This window comes from Kitasatospora sp. NPDC048545 (genome assembly GCF_040651155.1).
Lineage (GTDB): Bacteria > Actinomycetota > Actinomycetes > Streptomycetales > Streptomycetaceae > Kitasatospora.
Genome location: NZ_JBEZIQ010000036.1, coordinates 35,503 through 55,713, shown reverse-complemented (window position 1 = coordinate 55,713; position 20,211 = coordinate 35,503). Strand labels below are relative to the sequence as shown.

Annotated in this window: 8 protein-coding genes; 3 read left to right on the top strand and 5 right to left on the bottom strand. The window is 69.0% G+C overall.

Annotated features, from left to right (window positions below):
* Positions 1-109: 109 nt before the first annotated feature.
* A complete protein-coding gene (locus AB0D10_RS29400; protein WP_360261974.1) occupies positions 110-1,066 on the bottom strand; it encodes a helix-turn-helix transcriptional regulator in 957 nt (318 codons plus the stop codon).
* 439 nt (positions 1,067-1,505) lie between these two features.
* On the opposite strand from AB0D10_RS29400, the gene AB0D10_RS29395 reads away from it, so the two are divergent.
* The gene (locus tag AB0D10_RS29395) at positions 1,506-1,892 is read left to right on the top strand and encodes a RidA family protein (protein ID WP_360261973.1); all 387 of its coding nucleotides are present in this window, start codon (positions 1,506-1,508) and stop codon (positions 1,890-1,892) included.
* 214 nt (positions 1,893-2,106) lie between these two features.
* Here the strand turns inward: AB0D10_RS29395 and AB0D10_RS29390 are convergent, their stop codons facing one another.
* The 3 genes from AB0D10_RS29390 to AB0D10_RS29380 all read right to left on the bottom strand — a co-directional run bounded on the left by AB0D10_RS29390 (position 2,107) and on the right by AB0D10_RS29380 (position 8,059).
* Entirely contained in the window at positions 2,107-4,161 is a 2,055-nt protein-coding gene (locus AB0D10_RS29390) for a transglycosylase domain-containing protein (protein WP_360261972.1), read from the bottom strand.
* 226 nt (positions 4,162-4,387) lie between these two features.
* Positions 4,388-5,371, bottom strand: coding sequence for a Gfo/Idh/MocA family oxidoreductase (locus tag AB0D10_RS29385; RefSeq protein WP_360261971.1), 984 nt, complete (start codon positions 5,369-5,371; stop codon positions 4,388-4,390).
* 51 nt (positions 5,372-5,422) lie between these two features.
* Positions 5,423-8,059, bottom strand: coding sequence for a hypothetical protein (locus AB0D10_RS29380; protein WP_360261970.1), 2,637 nt, complete (start codon positions 8,057-8,059; stop codon positions 5,423-5,425).
* Between the two features lie 446 nt (positions 8,060-8,505).
* Between AB0D10_RS29380 and AB0D10_RS29375 the strand changes: the two genes are divergently transcribed.
* On the top strand, positions 8,506-8,712 hold the full coding sequence (locus AB0D10_RS29375) for a hypothetical protein (RefSeq protein WP_360261969.1): 207 nt from the start codon (positions 8,506-8,508) through the stop codon (positions 8,710-8,712).
* A 204-nt stretch (positions 8,713-8,916) separates the two neighbouring features.
* Here the strand turns inward: AB0D10_RS29375 and AB0D10_RS29370 are convergent, their stop codons facing one another.
* Entirely contained in the window at positions 8,917-12,561 is a 3,645-nt protein-coding gene (locus AB0D10_RS29370; protein ID WP_360261968.1) for a ricin-type beta-trefoil lectin domain protein, read from the bottom strand.
* A gap of 422 nt (positions 12,562-12,983) precedes the next feature.
* On the opposite strand from AB0D10_RS29370, the gene AB0D10_RS29365 reads away from it, so the two are divergent.
* Positions 12,984-20,156, top strand: a complete 7,173-nt coding sequence (locus tag AB0D10_RS29365; RefSeq protein WP_360261967.1) for a polymorphic toxin-type HINT domain-containing protein — start codon at positions 12,984-12,986, stop codon at positions 20,154-20,156.
* The last annotated feature ends 55 nt before the right edge of the window (positions 20,157-20,211 follow it).

Sequence of the window (20,211 nt, the reverse complement as noted above, 5' to 3'; positions counted from 1 at the left end):
TCCGCAGGCCCGCCGTCCGTCCCGCCCGCAGGCCCGCCGTCCGTCACCCCTGCGGGCCCACCCCGCACCGCCGCCGCAGGCGCCCTCCGCACCGCCCCGGCGGGGACGGTCACTGATCGAGCCAGCCCTCGCGGGAGGCCAGCGCACCCGCCTGGAAGCGGCTCCGGGCGCCCAGCCGGGTCATCAGCTTGCCCGCGATCCGGCCGACCGTCCGGCTGGAGATGCCCAGCTTGCGGCCCGCCTGCTCGTCCGTGTAGCCCTCGTGCAGCAGCTGCAGCACGGCCTTGGTGTCACCGGCCAGTTCGACCCCGGCGGCACCCGGGTCCCGTTCCCGGACCGGCGCCCCGAACGGTGCCGCCTGCTGCCAGGACTGGTCGAACAGCGAGGCCAGCGCCGCGATCGCGGCCGTCCCCCGGCCGGACAGCAGGATCGCGGCCTTGCCCTGGACGTCGTCCGGGTCGACCGAGAGCAGCGCGTGCTCCTGGTCGAAGAGGATCATCCACGGCGGCAGCAGCGCGACCGTGCGCACCTCGACGCCGCGTTCCTGGAGCCACCGCAGGTGGGTGCGGGTCGCCGGGTCGTTTCGGGCGGTGTTGAGGTAGATCGACCGGGCCTCGACGCCGCGCGCGCGCAGGTCCTGGTGGGCCGCGCGGCTGGTCGCGAGCGACTCCGGCGGCTGCGGGCCGCCGGGCACGAAGGCCAGGACCTCGTGCCGCGCCTCGCGGGAGAGCCGCCACACCTGGTCGCAGACCGTGTCGGTGCCGGTGAACTCCTCCACGTCCATCGTGGTGAGCCGCCGGTCGGCGAACTCGCTCCGGAGCACCTGGAGCGCCGCGTTGCCCTCCTCGATCCGGCTCCGGCTGCGCGCCAGTTCGACCCGCTGCCGGGCCAGCAGGTCCTGCAGCCCGACCTCCGGGCTGACGGCGTACCAGAGGTCCGGCGCGTCGCAGGAAGGCCGCAGCAGGCCCAGTTCGGCGAGCTTGGCGATCTGCGCCGCCGTCCCGTTCTCGTCCCACCCCAGGCTGCCCGCGATCTTCCCGAGGTCGGTGTCGGGGTTGCGGAGCATCGTCAGGTAAAGGCATTCGCTTTCCGGCCCGAGGCCGAACGGTTCAAGCATCAGGAAACCCCCGTGACCCATCCCTGATAACCCCGGAACTGCACCGGCACCGCCGGTGGACACCCCACCCGAATACGCCGATCGGCACGGCGGCCGGATTACCGGCGAGCACCAGAGACATGCGATCAGCTCCCCGGTCGTAGGGCGATCATCTCTATGCCTAACACCGGAGTTGAGACCTCCGCAATACCCGAACCTTGATCGTCGGATTCCGCACCCGGCACCCCGACCGCCGACCGATCCGTCCGCGCACGGGCGGCATTCCCGCATTGAACCGATCATCGGCACTTCGCCCACCCTGCTTGAGGTGTCTACATCAAGCCATGTCCGGATCCGGAAGCCCCCGTTTCCTTGCCCCGCCTCCCCACCCGCGACTAGAAACGTGCATATGCCCAGGATTGCCGTCCAGACCTCCTCCGCACCCACCCCGGTCGGCAGCTACTCCCAGGGCGCCCGCCGCGGCGCCCTCCTCCAGGTCGCCGGCCAGGGCGGCACCGACCCGGCGACCGGAGAACTCGTCCCCGGCGGCGTCGCCGAACAGACCACGCAGACGCTCCGGAACATCGACGCCATTCTCCGGTCCGAGGGATCGTCCCTCGCCGACGCCGTCATGCTGCGCGTATATCTCGCACACGCAGACGATTTCCCCGCCATGGACGCCGCTTACGGCGCATTCCTCGGCCACCCCTTTCCCGCCCGCACCACGGTCGTCGTCGGCCTCCTCTCCGGAATGCTCGTCGAGATCGACGCCCTCGCCGTTCTCCCCGACCGCTGATCCTTTCCGCCCGACCGAATCCGCCCCCGCCTGACCGAATCCGCCCGACCGACCACCTCCGCCCGTCCATGCTGTCCACCCGACCGACCACCACGCCCGGCCGGCCGGCAGCCGCGACCTCCCCAGCGGCCACCGCCACGACGAAGCCGTCGGCCCGCCCTCCCGAGGGGAAGGCGGGCCGACGGCCTCCGGTCCGCGCGCGCGACGCGGTCCCCTACGGCAGCTGGACCGGCGGGAACGTGCCCGCCGGCGTGCCGTCGAGCGCACCGTCCAAGGCGTCGCGCCAGATCGGACCGGCCAGGGTGCCGCCGAAGGCCTGGTCGATCACCTTGCCGCCGATCCGCTGGCCGTCCAGCGGCTTCGGGTTGTCGGTGTCGCTGACGACCGTGGCACCGGCCATCTCCGGGGTGTAGCCGACGAACCAGACCTGCCGGCTCTCGTTGGTGGTGCCGGTCTTGCCCGCGCTGTCCCGGGCGGTGAGGCCGGCCATCTTGCCGGTGCCGTCGTCCACGACGCCCTTGAGCATCGCGGTGACGGTGTCGGCGGTGTCCGGGGACATCACCGAGGAGCAGTTCGCCTGCGGCACGGCCACCGGCCTGCCGTCCGGGCCGTCCACCGAGGTGATGGCGGTCGGCGCGCAGTAGGTGCCGTGGGCCGCGAAGGCCGCGTAGACGCCCGCCATCGCCAGCGGGGTCAGGTCGTTGCTGCCGAGCGTCATCGACGGCACCACCTGGAGCTTCTCACCGCCGGCCTGCTGGGTGATGCCGAGCTTGTTGGTCATCTGGGCGACGTTGCAGAGCCCGGTGTCGGCCTCCAGCTTCGCGAAGTAGGTGTTGACCGACTGCGCCATCGCCGTCTTCATGTCGAACTGGCCGGTGAGGCTCGTGCTGTCGTTGTGCACCTGCCCGGCCGACGGGAACCTGCCGCCCGAGCAGTCCTTCATCGCCGGCCACGGGATGCTGTAGTCGGTGGTGTAGCTCTGGCTCGGCGTGAGGCCGCTCTCCAGGGCCGCCGCCGCGACGATCGGCTTGAAGGTCGAGCCGGTCGGGAAGCCGAGCCCGCCGCCCAGGGACTTGGGGGCGTTGTAGTTGATCTGCGTCTGGTGCTGCTTGTCGTCGACGCCGTACGGGCGGCTCTGGCCCATCGCGAGGATCTTGCCGGTGCCCGGCTCGACGATGCTCATCGCGGTCGCCGCCTGGTCGCCGGCGTTCACGTGGCCGGTCACCGAGGAGTAGAGGGCGGCCTGCGCCTTGGGGTCGAGCGTGGTGTGGATCTGCAGCCCACCGCGCTTCCACACCGCCTGCCGCTCGGCCGCCGTCTTCCCGAAGGCCGGGTCGGTGAGCACCACCTGGCGCACGTAGTCGCAGAAGAAGCCCTCGCCCTGCTTGGCCAGGATGCAACCCTGCTGCGACGCCTGGACGTTGAGCCCCAGCGGGGTCGCGATCGCCTGCTGGGCCTGGTCCTTGGTGATGTGCCCGTACTCGGCCATCTTGCGCAGCACGGTGTCACGCCGGTCCTTGGCCGCGGTCGGGTTGACCGTCGGGTCGTAGCCGCTGGGCGACTGCACCAGGCCGGCCAGCATCGCGGCCTGCGGCAGGGTGAGGTCCTTGGCGTGCACGCCGAAGTACCGGTGCGCGGCCGCCTCGATGCCGTAGGCCTTCTCCCCGAAGAAGGTGATGTTCAGGTAGTTGGTGAGGATCTGGTCCTTGCCCAGCGTCTCCTCGACCTTGATCGCGTACTTCAGCTCCTGGATCTTGCGGCCGATCGTCTGCCGCTGCGCCTCCGCGACCTTCTGCGGGTCGTCACCCGCCTCGTCGACGAAGACGTTCTTCACGTACTGCTGGGTCAGCGTCGACGCGCCCTGCGCGGTGGTGCCCGAGGACGCGTTCTTGTCGACGGCGCGCAGCACCCCCTTGAGGTCGATCGCGCCGTGCTCGTAGAAGCGGTTGTCCTCGACGTCCACCAGCGCGGTCTTCACCAGCGGGGATATCTGGTCCCCCGGGACGACGGTGCGGTCCCGGTCGTACACGGTGGCGATCGTGCCGCCCCGGGCGTCGAGGATCGTCGAGGCCTGCGACAGCGCCGGCGTCTTGAAGTCGTCCGGCAGGTTCTGGAAGTCGTCCGCCACCGACTGGGCACCCAACCCGGCCGCCGCCACCGCGGGCAGCGCGATCCCCGCCGCCACCGCACCGGCCACGACACTGATCCCGATCAGCCGCACCCCGTGCCCGAACTTCCGCACACCCGCCCCCGCCGCCTTCTCTGCCATGCGAAGGACCATACGTGCACGTCATGAGGATCCCCTGAGGGATCCGACCCCCGCCTGTCACAGCTCTGCGACAACCGCACCCACCCACCCCGCACGCCTCCGCCGCCCCGGCCCCGACCAGCCCCTGCAACGATCCGCCGCCCGTTTCTCTGCTCCGGATGCGACGCCCGGCGACCACCCGCCACCCCGGTCGAGTGGCGACCCGGTCGAGTGGCGACCCGGTCGGCTACCGCACCTCGGGCACCGCGCCGTGGATCCCGGTGATCGTCGCCGCGGCATCGAAGCCGAGCACCGGATCGGGCCGACCGGAGAGCAGGCTGGCGTAGAGCGGTCGGTAGTGGGCGACCTTCCGCGGAGTCCGTCCGTCGTTGCCGAAGGTGGCGAGCAGCTCACTGCCTCGGGCGGCGAATCCGGTCATGGCCGTGTGATCGATCCAGACCTCCACCCCGGACCGGCCGAACAGCAGGCTGCTCTCCTTGCTGCTGGAGCCGGTCAGCCAACTGCTGAGCAATCGGGCCGTGCCCACCTCACCGCGGGAGCGGAAACCCACGGTGCACCACGCGCTCGCACCACCGTCCGTCTGCCGGACGTCGGTGAGGTCGGTGAGCTCGACGAAGCGAGTGAGCATGCTGAGCTGGTTCACCCCGGAGTCCGTCCAGCTGGACACGTACGACGCGAAGGCCTCCGCCCCTCGCAGGACGTAGGGGTCGTAGAAGGCCGAGGTGACGAGCGTGACCGGCCCCCAGTCCGGGTTCGCGGCGATCAGCTCCGCCGCCCAGCCGACCTCGGGCGAGAACGCGAAGTGGTGGGCGGTGAACAGCCTGCCCCGCACATCTGCCTTCCCATCCAGCTCGCGCAACCCCGCCAGCGCGGCGAGGTCGTGGACGAGGGGCTTCTCCACCAGCACCATGGCCTTGGATCGAAGGAGGGCCTGGGCCGCCAACTCGGCGTGCGTCTCCGTCGGGGTGGCCAGGACCACGAGGTCCGGTCGATGCGTGTCGAGCGCCTGGGCGAGGTCGCCGTAGTGGGGTGGCGTGGTGCCCCGGAAGTCGACCGGCCCCACCGGCCGCGGATCGACCGCGAACTCCAGTTCCACGTCGCCCCGTTCGGCCAGGACCGCGAGGTGGGTCTCGGCGATGATGCCGACCCCGACCAGGCCGACGCGCACCGGGTCGTCACCTGCCGAGTCGACGGGCACCGGATTGATCATGACCTGTCTTCCCTTCGTTCGATCCGGCCCCGCGCCCAGGGCTCCGACGCCTCATCGTCGCGCAGCCACCTCCGCCCACCGGCCCAACGACACAGCCGGGCCGTCGACCCACTCGACCCGCAGGTCGCGCTCCACCGCCTTCGGGACCCCGTCGATCCAGCTGGTCACGATCGGGACCCAGTAGGTGTTGCCGCCCGACCTGCAGGTCCGCGCGTCGAGCTCGGCCCGGATACGGCGGGCGCCATCGTGGTCGCCATCGATGACCCCGAGCAGGATCTGGGCCACGTCGGCCAGGTTGTGGCCGCCCCGGTAGCCGATGTCGTCCGCCAGCCGTCGGGTTCCGCCGACCGCCTCCATAGCGGCTGCAGCGTCGCCGGTCACCGCCTGGGCGACCGCTTCGGCGGACCGGATCTTGACCAGCTCGACCGGATTGGGCACCAGGTCGAGCAGATCACGCGCCCGGGCTGCCGCATCCGACACCGCGGCCGTGTCGCCGGACCAGCACACGGTCTGCGCCAGGTTGGCCAGCGCCTTCGCCTCCGCAGCTGCCAGGCCCTCCCGCCGGGCCAGGCCGATGGCCTCGCCGTACGCGGCGCTCGCCTCGTCGAAACGGGCGTTGACCCGCCAGATGTGCCCGATCAGCCGCAGGCGCTCGCCCTCGTCCTCCGCCCCGCGGCTGCGCTGCTCCCGCAACGAACCCAGCGCTGTGCCGAACCGCCCGTTGAGGTAGTCGAAGTCGCACAGCCAGTACCGAGCCGGCGCGTCGAACTCGCCGCCCACCAGGGCACGGTAGATCGTGGCCGCCTCGGTGTAGTCGCCGTGGTTGCGCAGCGCGTGGGCGAGGTGAATCCGCACCAGCTGGGCGGTCGGACTGCCCTGCGGCAGGCCGTCCCCCGCACGCCCGAGCAGCTCGACCGCCTGCGCGGCACGGCCCGTACGGCGGAGCTGAACGCCACGTATGGCAGCGAGAACGGCCCGGTACTCCGGTGCCGCGGTCCGTTCGACACTCAGCCCGGCGCCCAGCTCCGACCATTGCCCGGCCTCGACCAGACGCTGCGTGGCTCGCGCCATCCAGTCCTCGAAGACCCCGTGTGCCGCCGAGAGCTTGAGGCCGGATTCCAGGGTCTGGGAAACGGCGACCCGCCCGGCGTCCGGCGCGAGACGTCGGCCCAACCAGCCGAGCAACCGGGCCGCAGTATCTCTGCGGTCACGGTCGGACCAGCCGTCCGGGAGCGTCCGGTCCGCCTCGCCGATGGCGTGGCGGAGTGCCGAGTGCAGGGCGTACGGCAGCGCGTAGGCATCGTCGTGGGTGAGGAACGGCCGACGCAGGAACCGGGCCACGCTGCCGTCGGAGACGCCGGGCTGTCCGGCCCTCAGCAGCCCGGCATCCACCCGGTCGGTGAGCGCCGCGGTTCGGACCAGGTCACGCTCGTCCCAGGGCAGGTCACGGATCGACCGGGTGGCCACTGCGGTGAACGAGCCGCCGAAGTCCGCCGGCGACGGCTGCCCGCCACGGGCGAGGAGCGCGACGAAGTGCGACACCGACAGATCCAGGTACAGGGGCAGCCCCTGGCCGCCGGCGATGATGCGCCGACGGACCTCGGCGGGCATGGCCGGTTCACCGTCCCGGACGAGCGCCTCGCTGAGGTAGCTCTCGGCATCGGAGTCCGAAAGGTAGCCGACGAGGTGCTGGCGGGGTTCGACGGTGTCATTGCTGAAGTGAAGATTGGGCCAGCACCGCGGGCCGGTGAAGTCCAGCTCGCCGCCCACACCCGCGTCGGCCCAGTCGACCCGGTTGCGGCCGGTGATCACGAACAGCACGTTGGGCATGAGGTAGACGCACCGCTGGATCAGGCGCTCCACCGTACGGTCGGCCCGCCCGTTGACCACCTCGAAGGTGTCCAGGAACACGCACACCGTCGGCCGCCGCGCCGGGCGGCCCCGGTGCGGCAGGCGGTCCAGGTCCCAGGCCAGCAGGTACGAGAAGTAGGAGAGTGTCTCGTAGTCGGCGTCGGCCTCGACCAGTTCGGCGAACAGTTCGCAGTCGGCCAGCAGTCGCCCCTCGCGCACCCGGTCCCGGACGGCCCGGTAGGTGGCAAGTGCAGCACGGTGCGCCAGCCCGGTCAGCCCGCCGAGCCCGGCGGGGTCGACATCCCGCACCGTCTCCGCGATCTGGTCGCCGAGCCCGACGCTCCGGGAAGCCCGCCGCAGGGCCGGCGAGGTGTCGAGGAAGTCCTGCAGGGCCTCCCCGGGGTGCGCGCGCGCCCAGTACGAGGCGAGCGCCAGGTCGAACGCCTGCCACCGGCTGCCCAGTTGCCCCAGCCCGGCCCGCAGGCGCAGCAGCAGGCCCTCGATGTCGCACGCGCCGTCCTCGGACAGGTCGACCCGCACGGCCACCACATCGTCGCGGCCCTCAGCCGCCGCGTCGGCGAGCAGTCGGCGCTCCAGCTCGTGGGAGAGTGTCGTCTTGCCTATGCCCCCGACCCCGTACAGCGTCAGGACGTTGCGGCGCCCCTGCGCCCGGTCCACGACCGGCGAGACCTCGGCCTCGTCCAGCGTCCCGCGCAGACACTCCACCGACCGCTCGAAGGCCGCGACTTCGTCCACCCGGTTGGTGAAGACCTGCTGCGCCGTGACGGTGGACGACAGCCCGCCCATGAACGCGGCCCGAAGGTTCACCCGTGCCATCCCGCCTCCTTCTCCGCGCCGCCAGGGCGGATGTCCGGTTCGCATCGCGCAAAGAGCATCGACCTGAAATCCTGTCAGTTTCCGGTGCGGCAATACAAGAAGCCACCGCCTTGACCCGCAGGAGCACGGGCAGCAGTACGCTCCCCGCCCCTCAGGACAACCAACGAACGGCCTGCTCCCGGGTCACCCGCGCGGCATCTGTACGTCGTCGCGGACGAGTCCGGCACCCTCGGCGCCAACGACTGGGGCCTCACCGCCTGCCGGCTTGCGCTGCGGCTGCGCGCGGACGCGATCGTGGTCGAGGCGAACTACGGCGGGAACATGGCCCGTCAGATCTCGCGCAGGCGTGGGACCATCTCGCCCGCGAAGGCGAGACCCGCGGCCAGCTGAGGCCGCTGATCGTCGAGGTCAACGCCAAGATCGGCAAGCGGCTGCGCGCGGAGCCGGTGGCGCAGCTGTACGAGCAGGGCAGGGTGCACCACGTCGGCCACTACCCGGAGCTGGAGGGACAGATGGTGACGTGGGCTGCGGGGATGGATTCCCCGGACCGCATGGACGCCGCCGTGCACGGCCTGACCGAGTTGGCTGGCGCCGGGCAGCTCGACTCGCTCGCGCAGGGCATGGACGACAACCGACTGTCCGGCCGTCGATGATGTCCCGGGTCCGGACAGAGCGTGCTTTGGGCGGTTCTCACGCCCCTTGGAGCGTTTGACTATGTGGCCGGATGAATCTGCCGAGAGCACTGCCGCGTGCGACATCGTGGCTCGGACCAACCAGATGTCTGCGGCCGTGCGAGGGGCCCCTGGCTGTAACCCGGCCAGGGGCCCCTCGAGTCAGCTCACTACTCTGTGGCGACTTCAGCCGCGCACGAGAGAGGTCCACTTCTGGGCGATGTCACTGTTGCAGTCCCAGAGTTGGAGTCGTGTGCCGTTGGTGGTGTCGGCGCCGGGTGCGTCGACGCACCTACCGGATGCGGGGTTGTAGATGGTGCCATCGGGCCGGGGGACGAAGATCTGGTTCGGCGAGGTGTTGCCGCAGGTCCAGATCTCCAGAGGGGTGCCGTTGGTGGTGCCTCCGCTTGTGGCGTCCAGGCATCCGCCGAGGGCGCGGAGGGTTCCGTCGGGCTTGAAGGTCCACTGCTGGGCGGCGGCGTTGTTGCAGTCCCACAGCTGGACGGCGGTGCCGGGGACGGAGCTGCCGCCGTAGATGTCCACGCACTTGCCGGTCTGGGCGGTCAGGGCGATGGGAGTGTTTTCGGGGGCGTAGATGCTCAGGACGCCGGTGGGGCCGCTGGTCCAGGTGTAGTAGGGCTCGGTGCTGGTGGAGTGGCCAGTCCAGGTCTGGAGGATTCCGTTGGGTGTGATGCCCCAGAGGGTGGGGGTTCCGATGCCGGTGAGGTCGCCGTCGGATCCGATGACGGGCCAGTTGGCGGGGTCGATTCCGGCGAGCTTGGTGTCGGTGGCGATGCTTGTGAGGGTGGGGTAGCTTGCGGTGCCGCCGAAGGGGCTGGTGATCGTGACGGTGCCGGTGGTGAAGGTGTAGCCGCGCAGGTCGCCGGTGCTCTGGCTGCGGGCCCACAGGCCGGGGTGGCCCTGGCCGGCCCAGTCGCCCGGTGAGATGAGGTCCCAGCCGCTCCAGCCGGTGCCGACGAGCTTGGTCGGCGAACCGAATTTGGCGTCCCCGATGCTGGGGTAGAACCAGAGGGCGCCGGTGCCGTCCGGGCTGCTCTCGACGGTGAAGAGACCGGTGCGGTTGAGGAACTTCTTGTTCGTGTTGAGGTTCGTGGTGCTGGGGTCGCCGCTGGAGGCGATCTGCAGCGTGGTGGACCAGTCGGCGGCGTTGTAGCCGGTGCAGTCGGTCAGCTTCGGGTCGCAGGCAGGCTTGCCCAGGAGGTAGCTGGAGTCGAAGACCCCGGGGACGTCGGTGTTACCCGGGTTCTTGTAGAAGTAGAGCTTCTGGTCGCCGTCCTTGTGGACGATGAGGTCGTCGACGTTCATGCCGCCGCGCAGGCTGCCGCGGTGGGTGAGGCGGTAGTCGGCCCAGGAGTCGCCGTAGGGGGACTTGGCCTTCGGGGCGGCGAGTGGGGCCTTGGGCGCGGTGGCGGGGATCCTGTAGGCCCGCAGGTCGCCGTTGGGATCCGCGGTGACGATGTCGGGCAAGGCGTCTCCGGTGACGTCCCCGAAGGTCGGCGCGGGGCTGTTCGGGTTCCACGGTGCGTAGAAGGCGTACTGCGCGACGGGTGAGAGATTGCCGGCGTTGTCCTCGGCCTGGACGTAGAGGACGTTGGTGCCCCAGCGTCCCGCGGTCACGGGGATCTGGCCGGTGGGCATGGCGCTGCCGCACTGCCAGGTGGCGTCGACGAGCTGGGGGTCGAAGCTCCAGCGAAGGCATACCGCTCCGGAGGCGAAGCCGCCGCTGGGGGCTGCGTCCGCAGCGGTGAAGGGGACATCGCCGCTCTGGCCGGCGTAGATCTGGGGGGTCTGGCCGTTGCCGCTGGGCGGGAACTGCTTGCTGGTGTCGCTGACGGTAGTGGGGAAGGTGACGGTCGGCGGGGTGAGGTCGACCTTGAAGTAGCAGGCGAGAGTGGACGGGGACCAGGGCACGCCGTCCAGCTGGTCGGTGGCCATCATGGCGTAGCCGTAGGCGTGGCCGTCCTGGATGGCGCTGCCGGGGACCTGGAAGGTGGTGGTGCCGCCGTTGTTGACGAAGGGGGTGACGTCGCTCTTGACGTCGGGTGCTCCGGGGAGGTTGTAGTCCCAGATGTGGTCCCAGGTTGCGACCTGGGCCTGGGTGGGGCTGGTGACGGTGGCGTTGAGCCAGAGGGCGTTGTCCTGGTTGGAGCCGGCGCCGAGCCAGGCCCAGTTGTCGGCGTTGCCGTCGCCGCAGGACTGGTTGGTTGCGGCGGGGCTGACGGTCCGCGGCGCGGGCCACACGCCCGGGTTGGTCGGGGTGTTGGGCACCCGGTCGTACTCGATGTACAGGGTGGGCTGGTAGGTGAACCGCTTGAAGGCGTTCTGGTTGCTCTCGTCGCCGTAGAGGCCGAAGGTCAGCTGACCGGAGTTGGCGTACTGCCGCATCGCGCCGGTGATGTCGAACTGGAACGGGACGTTGTCGTGGCACGCGGCGCCGCCCGAGCCACCGACCATGGCGGTCGTGCCAAGCGGGCCGCCCACCTGTGCTGGCTGGTTGGACCAGGTCGTGCCGTTGCCGATCGGCCCGGTGACGAACAGATTGAGCGGGTACTTGTTGGTACAGGACCAGTCGGCGGAGACGTACTCCTGCATGTTCATCGTCGCGTAGTGGACGATCGCCCCGTTGAGCGCGCTGATGTCGAACTGGTAGAAGCTGCGCTCCTTGTCGGCGGGGGAGCAACTGCCACCGTGGGCGTAGTAGCCGCAGACACCGGCACCGGGGTGGTCGGCGTCCGCGCTGCCCTGCCGCAGCCAGTTGTTGGAGCCGTCGTGGGCAGACTGGACCCAGGTCCAGGAGTTCCCGGACTGGGCCCAGGGCAGGAAGGCGGGGTCGATGTAGTAGGGCGCGGTGCCGTGGGCCAGCAGGTCCTGGTCGGGCGTCAGATCGATACCCGAGGTTCCTGCGGTGACCGGCATGGCGGCGACCTTGGAGCCCGCCCCGGGACCGGCGTCGGAACCGGTTGCGGCAGCCTTGCCCCCGTCCGTTGGTGAAGGAGCAGGCGTGGGGGTGTCGGCGGCGGACGTGGTGAGCGTCAGGGCTGCCTTCACCGTGGGCGCGGAAGTGCTCGCTACGGGTGTGGTGGTGCTGTCCCACATCTGCGGGGTGCGGGCGATCCAGCGGGGCTTGCCGTCGGTGCCGGCCGCGGTGATGTTGCCGTGCGCGTCGGCATTGACCGTGACGCCGTCCGTGCTGGTGCCGAAGTGCAAGTTCTTCAACACGGGGCTGGCAGCTGCGGCCTGGGTCTTGACGACCAGGACGGTGGTCAGCCCACCGGCCTTGGTGGCGGTGACCTTCAGGTCGATGTCGGGGGCGACAGACGGATAGACCACGCTGTCGCCACTGACCGCGGGCACGGAAAGCGGGAAGGGCGAGGACAGCGCCAGCTTCTTGCCATCCGCGCTGATCATGGTCGCGAGCGGCCCGCTGCCACCCTTGGACAGCACCAGCTGCCCCGCAGCAGCCTTGGGAGAGAGCGTCCCGTCCCGATTGGCCACGAGCGTGGCATCCAGCCCCAGCCAGGCCCCACCACGGCGCACGCGCTGCTGCTCCTGGTGGCTGGTGAGTGCCAGGCGCCCCTCCGGGGTCGCCACGGTCTCACTGAACTCGGTGGTGAGCGAGTCGACCGGGACGTTCTTCTGCGTGGCCTTGGCCTCGGCGATGGCCTTCTCAGCGGCGTTGGCTGGAGGGCGTTCCTGCAGGTGCTTCGCGGTGGCGGCGTCGATCGTGGCCTGCGACGGAACCGTCGGCGCAGTGGCGGCATGGGCACTGAACCCAGGAAGACCGCTCGTGAGTGCCAGAACGGCTGTCACTGTCAAGGCACTCACTGACGCACCGTTGCGGCGGCGCTTTCTGTTCATAACGGGACTCTCCCCCCACGAGCACGAGAAGACCTGCGTAGGCGCAGGCCAAGGGCACCGTATGGGGCGGGTCGGACATCAGCCAGTTCAATTCGACGACGAAGGTCCGGATTGGAGTAAAAATGGCCGGTTCGTAGATCTCCGTGAGAAGTCTCACCAGTCACGAGGACTTGACTGTTCGTCACCGATGTCCGCTAGCATCCGGCGGTTCGGATACAGGGCTCGGCTCCCGTATTCCGGGGGCCAAATCTGCTTTGGGGGATGTAAAAAGCGTGTCATTCAAGCAACGATCAGAATTCGGGCACAAGAGGGGCAGGAGGGGGAGACTGCGCGGGCGGCTGGCGGCGGTGACGACAGCCGCCGTCCTCGGGTCCATGCTGGCGCCCCTGCCGATGGCGGCCGCGGCAGACCGGCCGGACTACTCGCGCAAGTGGTCGCCGCCGAGCACCGCTCTGCCGAAGACGCCTTCGGTGGCGGGCAAGAACGCCGCACCCGTGTCGGCCGCGAAGCCGGAACACCCGGTACCGCCGACCTGGACACCGCCCAAGGATCCGAAGCCGGTCCCGGGCGGACACGCGACGGTGAAGCTCGGCTCCGCGCCCGAGGCGCGCTCCCTCGGCGAGGGTGACAAGCCGCAGGCCGGTGAAGAAGCCAGGGCTGCGGGACTCCCGGTCACGGTCGCGCCGCTCGCAGGTTCGTCGGCAGCCGGCCAGACGATCCAGGTCGAGGTCGCCGACACCAAGACCTCGGCGTCCGCCGGGATCCCCGGTGTCGCGGTGACCCTCACCCGTCCCGGCGCGGGCGACGACGCTCCTGTGCGCCTGGGAGTCGACGCGTCGAGCCTCGATGCCGCGTTCGGTGCGAACTGGGCGGCCCGGGCGCACCTGGTGGTCCTGCCCGGCTGCGCGACGACGACGCCGCAGGCAACGGACTGCCAGAAGCAGACGCCGCTCGAATCGCACTACGACCCGTCGACGAAGAAGCTCGTCGCCGACGTCCCGCTGACCGGCACGGGCATCGCCACGGGTACGCCAACCCCGGCGACCAAGACCACCATCGACGCCGCTGCTGGGGCGGCCCGGGCGGTGTACGCGGACTCCACCACCACCTCCACGACGGTCGGTGTGGTGTCGGGTGCGTCGAGTGGAGCCGGAACGTATTCGGCGACCCCGCTCGGGTCCTCTCAGGGCTGGGCCGCAGGCGGATCCTCGGGCGCGTTCACGTACGGGTACCCGGTACAGATGCCGCCGGCGCTCGCGGGTTCGGGGCCCAAGGTGGCGCTGTCCTACAGTTCTGCCTCCGTCGACGGCCTGACGTCGTCGACGAACGCGCAGGCGTCCTGGATCGGCGACGGCTGGGACTACGGTTCGGGTTTCGTCGAGCGGTCGTTCAAGCCGTGTTCACGGGGCGGTATCACGAACTCCGGCGACCAGTGCTGGAGTGGCGCGAACATGACTCTGTCGATGGGAGGCCACTCCGGGCAGCTGGTGCAGGATGACGCATCCTGTCAGTCCGGCGCCCCCGTCGCGATGGAGCAGGCCGCCTGCACCTGGCGGCTGAAGGACGATGACGGCACCAAGGTGCAGTTCCTGACCGGCGCGACCAACGGAACCTGGAACGGCTCCTACATCAAGGTCACCGACACGGACGGAACGGTCTCCTACTTCGGCCTGAACCACCTGCCAGACGCGGGCGGCAGCCCGACCACGCTCGGCGCGGACAGCGGCTCTGCCTGGACCGTCCCGGTCTACTCGCCGAACAGCGGAGACCCGTGTTACGACGCGGCCAAGGGCAAGGGCTCGTGGTGTCAGACCGCGTGGCGCTGGAACCTCGACTACGTCGTCGATCCGCACGGCAACCTGACCACCTACACCTACACGCCCGAGACGAACTACTACGCCCGCGGCGGTGCCCAGAACAACGGCAACGGCACCCGCACCGCCTACACCCGCTCGGGTGTGCCCGCCACCATCGGCTACGGCCAGCGCCTGACGGACCAGCTGAGCAACAACGGCGCCTACAGCCCTGCCGCTAAGATCATCTTCAACACCTCCGAGCGGTGCGTCACCTCCACCACGGCCTGCGACCCGTCCCAGCGCACCGCGGCCAACGCGGCGAACTGGCCGGATGTCCCGCTGGACCAGCAATGTGGCGCGACCGGCCCGTGCACCAACTACGGGCCGACGTTCTGGACCACCAAGTGGCTGGCGTCCGTCACCACCCAGGTGAGGGTCAACGGCACTTACCAGACCGTGGACTCGTACGCGCTCAACCACACGTTCATCAACGTGCAGAACGCCACCGAGAACACCCAGGTCCCCTGGCTCGCCTCCGTTCAGCGCACCGGCCAGGACCCCCAGGCCACCGGCGGCCCGGTCACGCTCCCCCCGGTGTCCTTCACCGCCCAGCTGCTGCCCAACCGCGTGGACGGCACCAACCTGGTCCCCGCACCGCCGGCCTACAACCGGCCCCGCATCCAGCTGATCACCACCGAGACCGGCAGCACCATCGGCGTCAACTACGCCCCGGCCGCGTGCTCGCGCGTCAACAACGTCATGCCGGCCTCCGCCGACAGTGACACGCTCTCCTGCTACAACGTCAAGTGGAATCCTCCTGGCTCCACGGCAGGGGCGGCCCCGGTGGACGACTGGTTCCTGAAGTACCCGGTCGCCAGCGTCACCCTGAACCCGGGTACTCCAGGCTCAGTCCCGATGGTGACCAACTACACCTACGGCAAGGCCGCCTGGCACCGCAACGACTCCGCCACCACCGACGACAAGGTCCGCACGTGGGACCAGTTCCGCGGCTACGCCTCCGTCACCGAGGTGTCCGGCAGCGGAAACGACGGGCCGCAGTCGAAGAAGTCGACAACCTACTACCAGGGCATGGACGGCGACCTTCAGGCGAAAGGCACCGCCCGCAGCGTCCAGGTCGCCGGCCCGATGGGAGGATCTGTCACCGACTCCGACTGGCTCTCCAGCCAAATCCGAGAGAGCGACACCTACACCAGCGCCGACGCCGCCGGAAGCGTCGCCAGCTACTCGGTGAAGTCATCCAGCGGCGACCGGGTCACCACCGCCACCCACAGCCAGGGCAACGGCCGACCCGCACTCCTCGCCCGATACGTGCCCCCAACGACGACGACCACGGCAAAATCGCTCAAGGCCGACGGAACCTGGCGATCCAGCACCACAACCACGACGACCGACCCATCGCACGGCAACCGTGTCAGCACTTCGCTTGACAGCGCCGACGGCCTGCCGGACATCTGCACCCGCACCAACTACGCGACCGGGCCGGACCCGCAAACCCTGGAGGTGGCATCCGAGTCGATAGCTGTCTCCGGGACAAACGCCTGCACCGCGACGCCCACGGCAGCCACCACACTTTCCTGGACCCGGACGCTGTACGACGGGCAGGCCTTCGGACAGCTCGGCACAGCGCATGACGCGACCAGCACACTGACCCTCGATCACTTCGACTCCACCGGAACCCCGCAGTTCAGCGCCGCCAACGCGACGTACGACAGTTACGGGCGCACCACGAGCGCGACCGACCCCAACGTCACCGACAGCGCACACCCCGGCGGTGCGACCGTCACCACCGTCTACACGGCGGCCAACACGGGTGAGCTGCTCAACACCGTCACCGTCACCACTCCGGCACCAGCCGGCGCCAGCGACGCGGACACCGGCCGCACCACCACCACCACATACAACACCGCGCGGTCACTGCCTCTGACCGTGACCGACCCCAACGGCCGTACGACCACCGAAGCCTACGACGCACTCGGACGGTTGACCGGCGTGTGGCTTCCGGGACGGGATGCCAAGGCGAGCGCCAACAAGGCGTTCGCCTACGCGCTTCCGGGTGTGGTCAACGGCAGTGCGGTGCCGCCGACGGTGACCTCCTCGGACTTGCTCGCGGACGAAACCTACGCCGTCAAGATCGACATCATGGACGGCCAAGGACGGACCGTTCAGTCCCAGGTGACCCCGGCGCTCTCCGCCTACAGGGGCCGCCTGATCAGCGACACCGTGTACGACTCACAGGGACGCGTCACCCGCACGAACAACCCCTGGTACAACGACGACACCGCACCGAGCACCACCCCGTTCCTGACCACCACGCAGAAAGCCCCGGCGCAGACGTACAACGTCTACGACGCTCTCGGCCGCCCGGTAACCACGCAGTTCATCGCCTACGGCGTGGCCCAGTCCACAACCACCACCGCCTATCCCGGCGCCGACAGGACCGACGTCACACCGCCCGCAGGCGCCACACCGACCTCCACGGTCACCGATGCACGCGGCCGCAAGGCCCAGCTATGGCAGTACAAGACCGCCACTGCCACCGGAAACCCGGCCGACGCGGACGTGACGTCCTTCACCTACACGGCCGACGGCCACCTGGCCACTCAGAAGGACACCGCAGGAAACACCTGGACCCACGGCTACGACCAGCGCGGCCGCGAGGTCACCACCGCTGACCCGGACACCGGCACCGCCACCAAGACCTACGACGCCGCGGGCCGACTGGCGTCGTCCACGGACGCCCGCAACCAAACCATCTCCTACACCTACGACCTGCTCGGCCGCCCGACGGGCACCTACGCCGGATCGGTCAGCCCGGACCACCAGCTCACCGGTTCAACCTACGACACCGTCGTCAAGGACAAACCCTCCACCTCCACGCGCTACATCAACGGCGCCTCCGGCATCACCTACACCAGCTCCGTGCTGGCGTACGACACCGCCTACCACCCGACCAAGACCACCACCACGATCCCCGGCACCGAAATCGGCCAGGGAACCACCCCGTTCACCTACACCTACCAGGCAATCTACGACCCGATCACCGGCGCGGTGACCGACGACGACCGTTCGGCAGTCGGCGACATCACCGAAGAGGCAATCCACTACACGTACGACAAAAACGGTCCGCTGGGCACCTACGGCGCCTACGGCGGCGACACCTACGACCTGTCCTCGGACTGGGACGCCTACGGCCGCAGCATCCGCGCCACAGTGAACCCCTGGGGCACCCAGATCGTCGTCACCAACACCTACGACGAATCCACCGGCCGACCACTGTCGCAATTCGTCGACAAGCAAACCGCCGCAACCGGCGCTGTCCAGCAACTCACCTACACCTACAACACCGCAGGACAGCTCACCGCCGTCCGCAACGTTCCGGACAACACCCCGTCGTCCACCGACCTCCAGTGCTTCGGCTACGACTACCTCGGTCGGCTGACCAATGCCTGGACGGACACCGGCACGCTCACCCAGGCCCCGCAACCCGCCGTCGGAGGCATCGGCGCCTGCGCCAACACGACGCCAACCAGCGGCGCCCAGGCACCGACGAGGACCACGGTCGGCGGCCCCGCCGCCTACTGGCAGAGCTACGGCTACGACCTCACCGGCAACCGCACCCAGCTCATCCAGCACGACCCCTTCGGTGACACCACCAAAGACACCACCACCAACGAGACCTTCCCGGCAACCGGGACCGTCAACACCCCCACCACCGCCCCCAACACCGGCGGCGGCACCGGCGGCCCGCACGCCCTGACCAGCACCACCACCACGGCGCCGACCGGCACCACCGGCAGCAGCGCCCAGTACGACGCGGCGGGCAACACCACCGCCGTCACCGACACCTCCGGCACCGCCACCCTGACCTGGAACAACGAGAACAAGCTCGCCTCCTACAACAAGACAGGCACCGCCGGAGCCACCACCTACCTCTACGACGCGGCCGGCAACCAGCTCATCCGCCGAGACCCCGGCAAGACCACCATCACCCTCGGCAACGACGAACTCGTCTACGACACCAACACCACCACCGTCACCGGCGTCCGCTACTACCAGATCCCCGGTGGCGTCACCCTGGTCCGCCAGGGTGGCAACACGACCTACCAAGTAGCCGACCACCACGGCACCTGCATCCTCGCGCTCGACGGCACCACGCTGACCGAGAGCAGGCGCCCGGCCGACCCGTTCGGCAACCCCCGCGGCAGCCAGCCCACCATATGGGCCGGCGACCACGGCTTCGTCGGCGGCACCAAGGACGACGCCACCGGCCTCACGAACCTCGGCGCCCGCGAATACCAGCCCGCCACCGGCCGCTTCCTCAACCCCGACCCGATCATCGACATCGCATCCCCACAACAGTGGAACGCCTACGCCTACAGCAACAACAACCCCGTCAACCTCTCCGACCCCTCAGGCCTGCACTTCGAAGAGTGCGGCAACGGAATGTACGCGTGCACCGGCGGAATCACACCCGTTGAAAAGGGGCGCGACTACGACCAGATCGTCGAAGAGAACAAAAAGACGGAACAGTTCCAGGCGTACTCCGCGTACACGTACTGGAAAACTGGCAAGACGCTCCGCGAGCACTATGCCGCCAAATGCAGTAATGGTCGATGCAACCCCAATTCCAAACAGGGCCACGAAGGGAACAATAGGGATTTCCTCTTTGGTGCTGGTGTAATCCTAGTCGTACCACTTGACATTGCCCACAAGGTCATCCATTTGGGCGATCATGAATATAACAAGCCGGGCCCGCTAGATACTTACGTAGATTGGGCCCAAGGCCACGGGCTCGACCCGCAAAGTGCAAACTTTGAGTCGGGAGCATTCCTGCCCGCTGCGTTTGGTGAGGCCTACGTTCCCAAGCCGGGACTTGGGGGATGGTGCAACAGTTTTCCTGCGGGAACCAAGGTCCTGCTCGCAGATGGAACCGCCAAGCCGATTGACCAGCTGACCACCGGCGAACAGGTCGTCGCAACCGATCCTCAGACCGGCAAAACCGCTGGCGAGCACGTTGCACAGGCCATCACCACTCCCGATGACGAGGACTTCACCGACCTCCAACTGGCCGTTCCGGTCGAGGCAAACGAGGTGGCGGACCCCGGCAGTACCACCACCCTCACCTCAACCCAACACCACCCGTACTGGGACATCACCACCAATCGGTGGACCAACGCAGCAGACCTCCACGTTGGCGACCAGCTCCTGACATCCACGGGCGACACCGTTACCGTCACATCGGTCCGCAACTACCACACCGACCCGACCATTGCCTACAACCTCACCATCGACCAAATCCACACGTACTATGTGCTGGCAGGCGCCACGCCGGTTCTCGTCCACAACACGATGGGATGCGGACCGGACCTAGGAGAATCTTGGAAGGCCGCGAGCGACAGTACGATCGTTGGTAGCAGCGGCTGCGAGGCATGTGCGGTGCAGATTCATGGCATGCTTGGCGGAGGCGATATCCTGGAAATTCTGCCGCAATTTCAAGGGAGGTACCCGTCGCTGCCCTACAAGGGCAACGAGGGCGTTTGGTACAACCACTATGCCGTTGTCAAGGACGGCCGGGTCTTCGATAATTGGACCGGCCGACATGGCGCACCGGAGGCGGAGTACATGGCCCGCTTCTCTGACAGCGTCGGGCCCTTCCCAGTGATGACGCGACGGGGTTCGCTCAAGCTCGACGAAAACGGAAACTACCAGTTCCATCCGGCGGGCGGTTGATCCATTCGGCACCGGACAGGCTAAGAGCTGCTCACGGAAAACCTGGACGTGGAAT